We start from the raw sequence: 6715 nt of genomic DNA on the forward strand, positions 1-6715 counted from the left end.
GGGTTTGCTGTCCCAACGCAGGCGCGGTGGCTTGGCTGGACGGGCAGGGGCTTTTGAAGGAGGTTTTACCATAAAGCGCCTTTGACGCATGTTGCTTCAAAAGTCACTGGCCATTCAGGAAAATGCCGTTAGTCATTTGCGCAACACGCTCAGAGGGGTCCGCATGTCAGTTGATTTGCAACGTTTTATCATTTTTGCCACGATTTTGATCGCATTGCCGGTTATCGCAATGCTGGTTCCGGCCTTTCGGCCCTATATGCGCAAAAACCCGGTGATTACGTTCCTGCTGGGCATTTCGAGCGGCTTTCCGTTGACGTTGCTGGTGGCGACAATGACATTCTGGCTGGCGAAGGTCGGGATCGATACCGCGACCATTGGTTTTGCCGTGGCCTTGGGCATTCCCTACACGATCAAATTCCTGTGGGCGCCATTGGTGGATAAGCTGCACTTGCCAGTGCTTACCAAGATATTCGGGCAACGCCGCAGCTGGTTGTTCTTCATTCAGGCGTTGCTGTTTGTGTCGATCTGGCAACTCGGCGCCAGCAACCCGCAGCCGGGCGAGATGGGCCTTTTCGCGATTTGGGCACTGATAACGGCGTTTTTGTCTGCAACACAGGACATTGTCATCGACGCCTATCGTATCGAGATATTGGAAGAAGAAGAATTCGCCCATGGCACCGCAACCAACCAGTTTGGCTATCGCACCGGCAATCTGATCGCTGGCGCAGGCACGATCTATTTTGCCTCTCAGGAAGGCCTGGGGCTTGGCTGGGCAACCGCTTATGGTCTGACGGCCTTCTGCATCATCCCTGCCATCATTGGCGCGCTGTGGGCCGGGCCAGGCAAGTTTGTTGACCGCTTTGCCCATGTGGAGGGCATGAAGCCAAAGCAATGGCTGACAGAGGCTGTGGTGAACCCGTTCCGTGAGTTTCTCACCCGGCACGGCGCGTTCCTCATTCTTGGTTTTGTGCTGGTCTACAAGGTTGGCGATGCGATGGGGCAGGCAATGCTAAGCCCTATGATCGTGGACCTTGGCTTTTCCGATCTGGATTACATTTCGGCGAACAAATTATGGGGCTTTGGGGCGCTGATTGTCGGCTCCGCGATCGGTGCGCCATTCATCCTGTGGCTTGGCATGGGCCGCGCGCTGCTGATTTCTGGTCTGTTGATGATGTTCTCCAACGTCATGTTCATGATCTTGGCGGCGACGGGTAACAATTATTGGATGATGGTTGCGGCCATCTGCACCGAGAATTTGACCAGCGGTATCGGCCTGACGGTATTTGCGACCTATTTGTCCGGACTATCGAGCATAGCCTATACCGCAACGCAATTTGCGCTGCTGTCGTCCTTTGCGGGCGTTGGCCGTACGTTCATGGCCGGTCCTGCGGGGATTGTTGCGGAGAATATCGGCTGGGTGGGCTTCTGGGGCTTTACCGTCGTCGCAGCCATTCCGGGTATGGTCTTGCTCTGGCTGTTGTGGAGCAAAGGCTATGTCGTCCAAAGCATTCATCAGGTTGAGGCGGTGGACGAGAAGGCTTTGAAGGAACCGGTCGGGCCATTGCGTATCTTCGGATTCTTGCTCGTGGTGGCGGGCCTCATCGGGCTATTGCTGTCGCAGCCGCTGGAATTCGCGGCGAACCTTACTTTGGGATTTGCTGTGCTGTTAGTGGCGGGTGGATTGCTGGCATGGAAGGGGCAGCCTAAGAAGGTGACGCAGCCTTAAAGTCAGTCTGGACTTTGGTCGTTCGCGCGTAACACTTCACCGGCGAGATAGAGCGAGCCGCAGATTAACACATTCGATGGCTGGCGATGGCTTGCAATGCGTTCCATCGCTGCGTCAACGTCGCCCACAGGGGCGGCCAATGCGACACCAATTTGGTCTTTCGCTATCCGGCACAAATCCAACGGATCATGATGTTCATGGCCCGCTATCGGCACGGCGTATAGTGATGCAATTTTGTGTGCGAACGGCGTCAGGAAACCAAGTGCGTCCTTGTTCATCAACATCCCGATGATGACGTGAACGGGCGCGCCGTCTTCAAGCGTTTTGGCAATCGCCGCCCCGGCATCGGGGTTGTGCCCGCCGTCGAGCCAGACGGTTGAACCCGTCGGCAGTTGGTCAGTCAGCGGCCCTGCAGACAATGTTTGCATCCGTGCCGGCCAGCGTGTCCACTCCATCGCGGCAGACAGCGCTGCCTCTGGAATATGGATGGCGTTTTGATGGCGCAGCATTGCAATGGCCAAAGCCGCATTGTCGGCCTGATGTGCGCCTGTCATGCGGGGAAGGGGCAGGTTGAGCTTTCCGGCGGCGTCGCGGTAATGCAGACGGCCATCATAGACCGCCGCATCCCAGCTGTCGCCGCGCGCGTGCAACGGTGCGTTGTGCAAAGTGGCTTGCGTGGCAACGGTGTTGGCCATCGATGCTGAATATTTTTGCGTAAGCAGAGGCGATCCGGACTTTGCAATTCCCGCCTTTTCAAAGGCGATGCGGTCAAGCGGCGGCATATCGGGAACACCATCCTCCGCCGCCAGCAAGAAAGCTTCATGATCCAATCCCAAGGATGCTATTCCGCACGCCACCGGCTGGGTGAGTACGTTGGTTGCATCTAACCGGCCACCCAATCCGACTTCGACGATGCACGCATCGGCTGGCTTCCGCGCAAAGGCGCAAAAGGCAACTGCGGTGGTGACTTCAAAGAAGCTCGCTTCCAGCCCCTCGGCATGGTCCAAAACCTCCGAAAGCAGCGCGGAGAGAGTTGCGTCATCAATCAACTTGCCCGCAACGCGGATCCGCTCATTGAAACGCACCAGATGCGGGCTTGAATAGACATGCGTCGTCATGCCCGCTGCCTCAATCGCCCCGCGCAAAAACGCGCAGGTCGAACCTTTGCCGTTGGTGCCAGAGACATGGAATACCGGCGGAAGATTGAGGTGCGGATTACCGAGGCGTTCCAGCAACGCCGCAATACGCGTCAGCCCCAAGACATCCTTGCCAGGCGACAACATGGTCAGCCGGTCCAATTGCGCCTGTACAGCAGGGTCAGAGGAAATGGCGTGGTCAGGCATGCGGGAATGACAATATAGATTGGTTGTCGTTTACTTATGCCGCCTTCTTCTCTGGCGCGAGGTATCCGACGAGCTGCGACAATACGCCGCGCAGGTCGTGGCGGTGGGTGACCATGTCGATCATGCCATGCTCCAAAAGATATTCGGCGCGCTGGAATCCTTCGGGCAGTTTCTCACGAATTGTCTGCTCGATCACCCGCTGTCCGGCAAAACCGATGAGCGCGCCGGGTTCGGCAATCTGGACATCGCCCAGCATCGCGTAAGACGCGGTGACACCGCCGGTGGTGGGGTCTGTAAGCACCACGATATAGGGCAGTCCGGCATCATGCAGCATCTGAATGGCGACCGTTGAACGCGGCATCTGCATTAGGCTCAATATGCCTTCCTGCATGCGTGCGCCGCCTGCGGCTGTGAAGATGATGTAGGGGCATTTCGCGCGGATCGCGGCCTTTATAGCGTCAATAAATGCCTCTCCAACCGCCATGCCCATGGAACCGCCCATGAAGGCGAAATCCTGAACACTGACAACAACAGCTTGGCCGTTGATTTCGCCACGTGCGCTCATCATCGCGTCTTGCTCACCCGTTGCAAGGCGGGCGGCTTTGATGCGGTCGATATATTTCTTTGTATCTTTGAACTTCAACGGGTCTTCGCCGACAACGGGCGGCTTAAGCACATCGTAGCTGTCGTCATCAAACAATGCGGCAAAGCGCTCAGCGGGGCCAATGCGGCCATGATGGTCACATTTTGGACAGACAGACTGGTTTTCCTCAAATTCCTTGAGGAAGATCATCGCCTGACAGCCCTTGCACTTGTGCCAGAGTGTTTCCGCCGTTTCGCGCTTGGCGATGAAGGGAATGGCGTTGCGGACGCGGGTGACCCAGTTCATGCGGAGGCCTTTCTGGCTGTGACGATTGCTTGCTTCAGGGATGCCACATAATCGCGGACCGGACCAGCGGCGTTGACGCCATGCTTGGCGACGAGTTCGACGATTGCGGAACCAACGACAACGCCATCGGCAACGCGTGCAATGTTGGCGGCTTGTTCAGGTGTGCGGACGCCAAAGCCAACCGCGATGGGCAGATCGGTATGGGCCTTTAGCCGCGCCACCGCCTCATCAATGCTGGTCTGCGCCGCGACTTGCAGGCCGGTGATACCGGCGACCGACACATAATATAGGAAGCCAGATGCGCCATTCAGGACGGCGGGCAAGCGGGCGGTGTCTGTGGTGGGCGTGGCGAGGCGGATGAGGTCAATGCCCGCGCTGCGCAAGGCAGGGCCAAGCTCAGGGTCTTCCTCGGGCGGAATGTCGACGCAGATGACGCCATCGACACCCGCTTTGTTGCATTCGGACGCGAACCAATCGCCGCCACGGATCGTCATCGGGTTGGCATAACCCATCAGCACCAATGGCGTGTCTGGATGGCGTTTGCGGAAGGCTGAGGCGAGGGCGAAGATATCCGCCGTGGTGGTGCCAGCGTTCAGGCTGCGGATGTTTGCTTCCTGAATAACAGGGCCGTCGGCCATCGGGTCGGTGAATGGCATACCAAGTTCGATAACGTCCGCGCCGCCCGCGACGAGTGCATCGAGATTGGCTGCGGTGTCGCCATCGCCTGCAGTGATGAAGGCGACGAGCGCGGGGTGGGCTTTGGCAAAGGCGGTGGAGAGGCGGGTCATGCAACCAACCTCTCGTCATCCTGAACTGGTTTCAGGATAACCAAAGTCGAGCCGTTCATATCGAAGTCCCCAAAGCCTCAGCGACGGTGAAGATATCCTTGTCACCGCGGCCGCAGAGGTTCGCGAGGATGATCTGATCACGGTCCATCTTCTTCGCTTCGCGTTCCACCGCCGCAATTGCGTGGGCAGGCTCCAGCGCGGGGATGATGCCTTCGGTGCGGCAAAGCAACTGGAACGCGGCAAGCGCTTCGGTGTCGGTCACGCTGTCATAACGGACGCGACCGATTTCCTTGAGCCAGCTATGCTCTGGGCCAATGCCGGGATAATCGAGGCCAGCCGAAATCGAATGCGCTTCGGCGATTTGGCCATCGTCATCCTGAAGCAAATAGGTTTTGTTGCCGTGCAAGATGCCGGGGCGGCCGCCTGCAAGGCTCGCGGCATGTTCTTTCTCAAGGCCATGGCCCGCCGCTTCAATGCCAAGCATTTCGACGTCTTTGTCGTCCAAAAACGGATGGAACAGGCCAATGGCGTTCGATCCGCCGCCAATGGCAGCGACCAACAAATCGGGCAGGCGGTTGATGCGCGACAGCATTTGTGCGCGCGCTTCCTTACCGATGACGCTTTGGAAATCGCGGACCAACTCAGGGTACGGATGCGGGCCAGCGGCCGTGCCGATGATGTAGAATGTGTCGTGGACATTGGCGACCCAATCGCGAAGTCCTTCGTTCATCGCGTCTTTCAACGTGCCAGCGCCGCTAGTGACGGGAATGACCTCCGCACCCAATAAGCGCATGCGGAACACATTGGGCTGCTGCCGTTCAATGTCCTTGGCGCCCATGTAGATGAAGCAAGGCAAGCCAAAACGTGCGCAGACGGTTGCCGTGGCAACGCCATGCTGGCCAGCGCCGGTTTCTGCGATAATCCGCGTCTTACCCATGCGAATTGCGAGCAATATCTGGCCAATGCAGTTGTTGATCTTGTGCGCGCCGGTGTGATTTAGCTCGTCACGTTTGAACCAGATTTGCGCGCCTTTGCCTGCAGGTGCGTTTTTACGGACTTCCTCGGTGAGGCGCTCGGCATAATAAAGCGGCGACGGACGACCGACATAATGCTCCAGCAAATCATCAAACTGCGCTGCAAAAGCAGGGTCCTGTTTCGCGGCGCGATATTCGCGTTCCAGATCCAGCACGAGCGGCATAAGCGTTTCGGCGACATAGCGCCCGCCGAACTGGCCGAAATGGCCGCGATCGTCGGGTTGGTTGCGGAAGGAGTTTGGTGTGAGTTCAGCTGTGGTCATGGTTGCGCACCGCTTGGCAGAAGGCCGCAATCTTGTCCATATCCTTGATGCCCGGCGCGGATTCAACGCCAGATGAGGTATCGACCAATATCGCGCGTGTTTGCCGCAGGGCTTCGCCTACATTGTCAGGGTTCAGGCCACCGGCAAGCCCCCAAGGCAGCTTGTGCTTGTGCTGTGTTAGCAACGACCAGTCGAACCGCGTACCCGTGCCGCCGGGCAATGCTTGAGCCGGCGCATCAAACAGGATGAGGTCTGCTGCGCCTTCATATTGGTCAGCGTTTTTGAGCGTTGCCGTATCTTTCACGCCGAAGGCTTTCCAGATTTCAATCTCGACCGCGCTTTTTAAAACGCGCAACCATTGGTGCGTTTCCGATCCGTGAAATTGCACGATATCGGGTTTGACCACTTCGATAGCCTTGGCGGTAAAGCCGGGCTCGGCGTTCACCAGCAGCAGGACGACCTTTACACTGGCGGGCGCGCGCATCCGCAACGCAGCGGCTTGGTCAAGCGCGACATGGCGCGGGCTTTTTTCGAAATGGACAAGGCCAACATGCGTGGCGCCAGCTTTTGCCGCAGCGTCAATGCTTGCTTCGTCTTTTAGACCACAGATTTTGATTTGCGTTTGCATGCTGGCTAACTAGCGAACCCGAAGGCTTCCGTCATGCTGAACTT

6 protein-coding genes are annotated in these 6715 nt (G+C 57.7%); 1 reads left to right on the forward strand and 5 read right to left on the reverse strand.

Annotation, left to right across the window (positions count from 1 at the left end; translation table 11 throughout):
• Positions 1-163: 163 nt before the first annotated feature.
• Complete coding sequence (locus ACILQA_RS08880; protein ID WP_395629378.1) at positions 164-1726, forward strand: AmpG family muropeptide MFS transporter; 1563 nt, start codon at positions 164-166, stop codon at positions 1724-1726.
• Positions 1727-1728: 2 nt separating this feature from the next.
• Here the strand turns inward: ACILQA_RS08880 and ACILQA_RS08885 are convergent, their stop codons facing one another.
• From ACILQA_RS08885 to ACILQA_RS08905, 5 genes are read right to left on the reverse strand one after another with little or no spacing between them, the layout of a single operon-like run.
• Positions 1729-3069 carry a bifunctional folylpolyglutamate synthase/dihydrofolate synthase gene (locus ACILQA_RS08885; protein ID WP_395629379.1) on the reverse strand — a complete coding sequence of 447 codons (1341 nt, stop codon included), beginning with the start codon at positions 3067-3069 and terminating at the stop codon, positions 1729-1731.
• 34 nt (positions 3070-3103) lie between these two features.
• On the reverse strand, positions 3104-3958 hold the full coding sequence (gene accD / locus ACILQA_RS08890) for an acetyl-CoA carboxylase, carboxyltransferase subunit beta (RefSeq protein ID WP_395629380.1): 855 nt from the start codon (positions 3956-3958) through the stop codon (positions 3104-3106).
• Positions 3955-4746 carry a tryptophan synthase subunit alpha gene (trpA, locus tag ACILQA_RS08895; RefSeq protein ID WP_395629381.1) on the reverse strand — a complete coding sequence of 264 codons (792 nt, stop codon included), beginning with the start codon at positions 4744-4746 and terminating at the stop codon, positions 3955-3957. The genes accD and trpA overlap by 4 nt, the downstream gene beginning before the upstream one ends.
• 55 nt (positions 4747-4801) lie before the next feature.
• Entirely contained in the window at positions 4802-6043 is a 1242-nt protein-coding gene (gene trpB / locus ACILQA_RS08900; protein WP_395629382.1) for a tryptophan synthase subunit beta, read from the reverse strand.
• Positions 6030-6671, reverse strand: a complete 642-nt coding sequence (locus ACILQA_RS08905) for a phosphoribosylanthranilate isomerase (RefSeq protein WP_395629383.1) — start codon at positions 6669-6671, stop codon at positions 6030-6032. The genes trpB and ACILQA_RS08905 overlap by 14 nt, the downstream gene beginning before the upstream one ends.
• Positions 6672-6715: the final 44 nt, after the last annotated feature.

The organism is Sphingorhabdus sp. (assembly GCF_044239005.1).
GTDB lineage: Bacteria > Pseudomonadota > Alphaproteobacteria > Sphingomonadales > Sphingomonadaceae > Sphingorhabdus_B.

Bases quoted from the DNA above. Each gene is read 5' to 3' on its own strand.
- ACILQA_RS08880 (WP_395629378.1), top strand. From the start codon at position 164: ATGTCAGTTGATTTGCAACGTTTTATCATTTTTGCCACGATTTTGATC.
- ACILQA_RS08885 (WP_395629379.1), bottom strand. From the start codon at position 3,069: ATGCCTGACCACGCCATTTCCTCTGACCCTGCTGTACAGGCGCAATTG.
- accD (WP_395629380.1), bottom strand. From the start codon at position 3,958: ATGAACTGGGTCACCCGCGTCCGCAACGCCATTCCCTTCATCGCCAAG.
- trpA (WP_395629381.1), bottom strand. From the start codon at position 4,746: ATGACCCGCCTCTCCACCGCCTTTGCCAAAGCCCACCCCGCGCTCGTC.
- trpB (WP_395629382.1), bottom strand. From the start codon at position 6,043: ATGACCACAGCTGAACTCACACCAAACTCCTTCCGCAACCAACCCGAC.
- ACILQA_RS08905 (WP_395629383.1), bottom strand. From the start codon at position 6,671: ATGCAAACGCAAATCAAAATCTGTGGTCTAAAAGACGAAGCAAGCATT.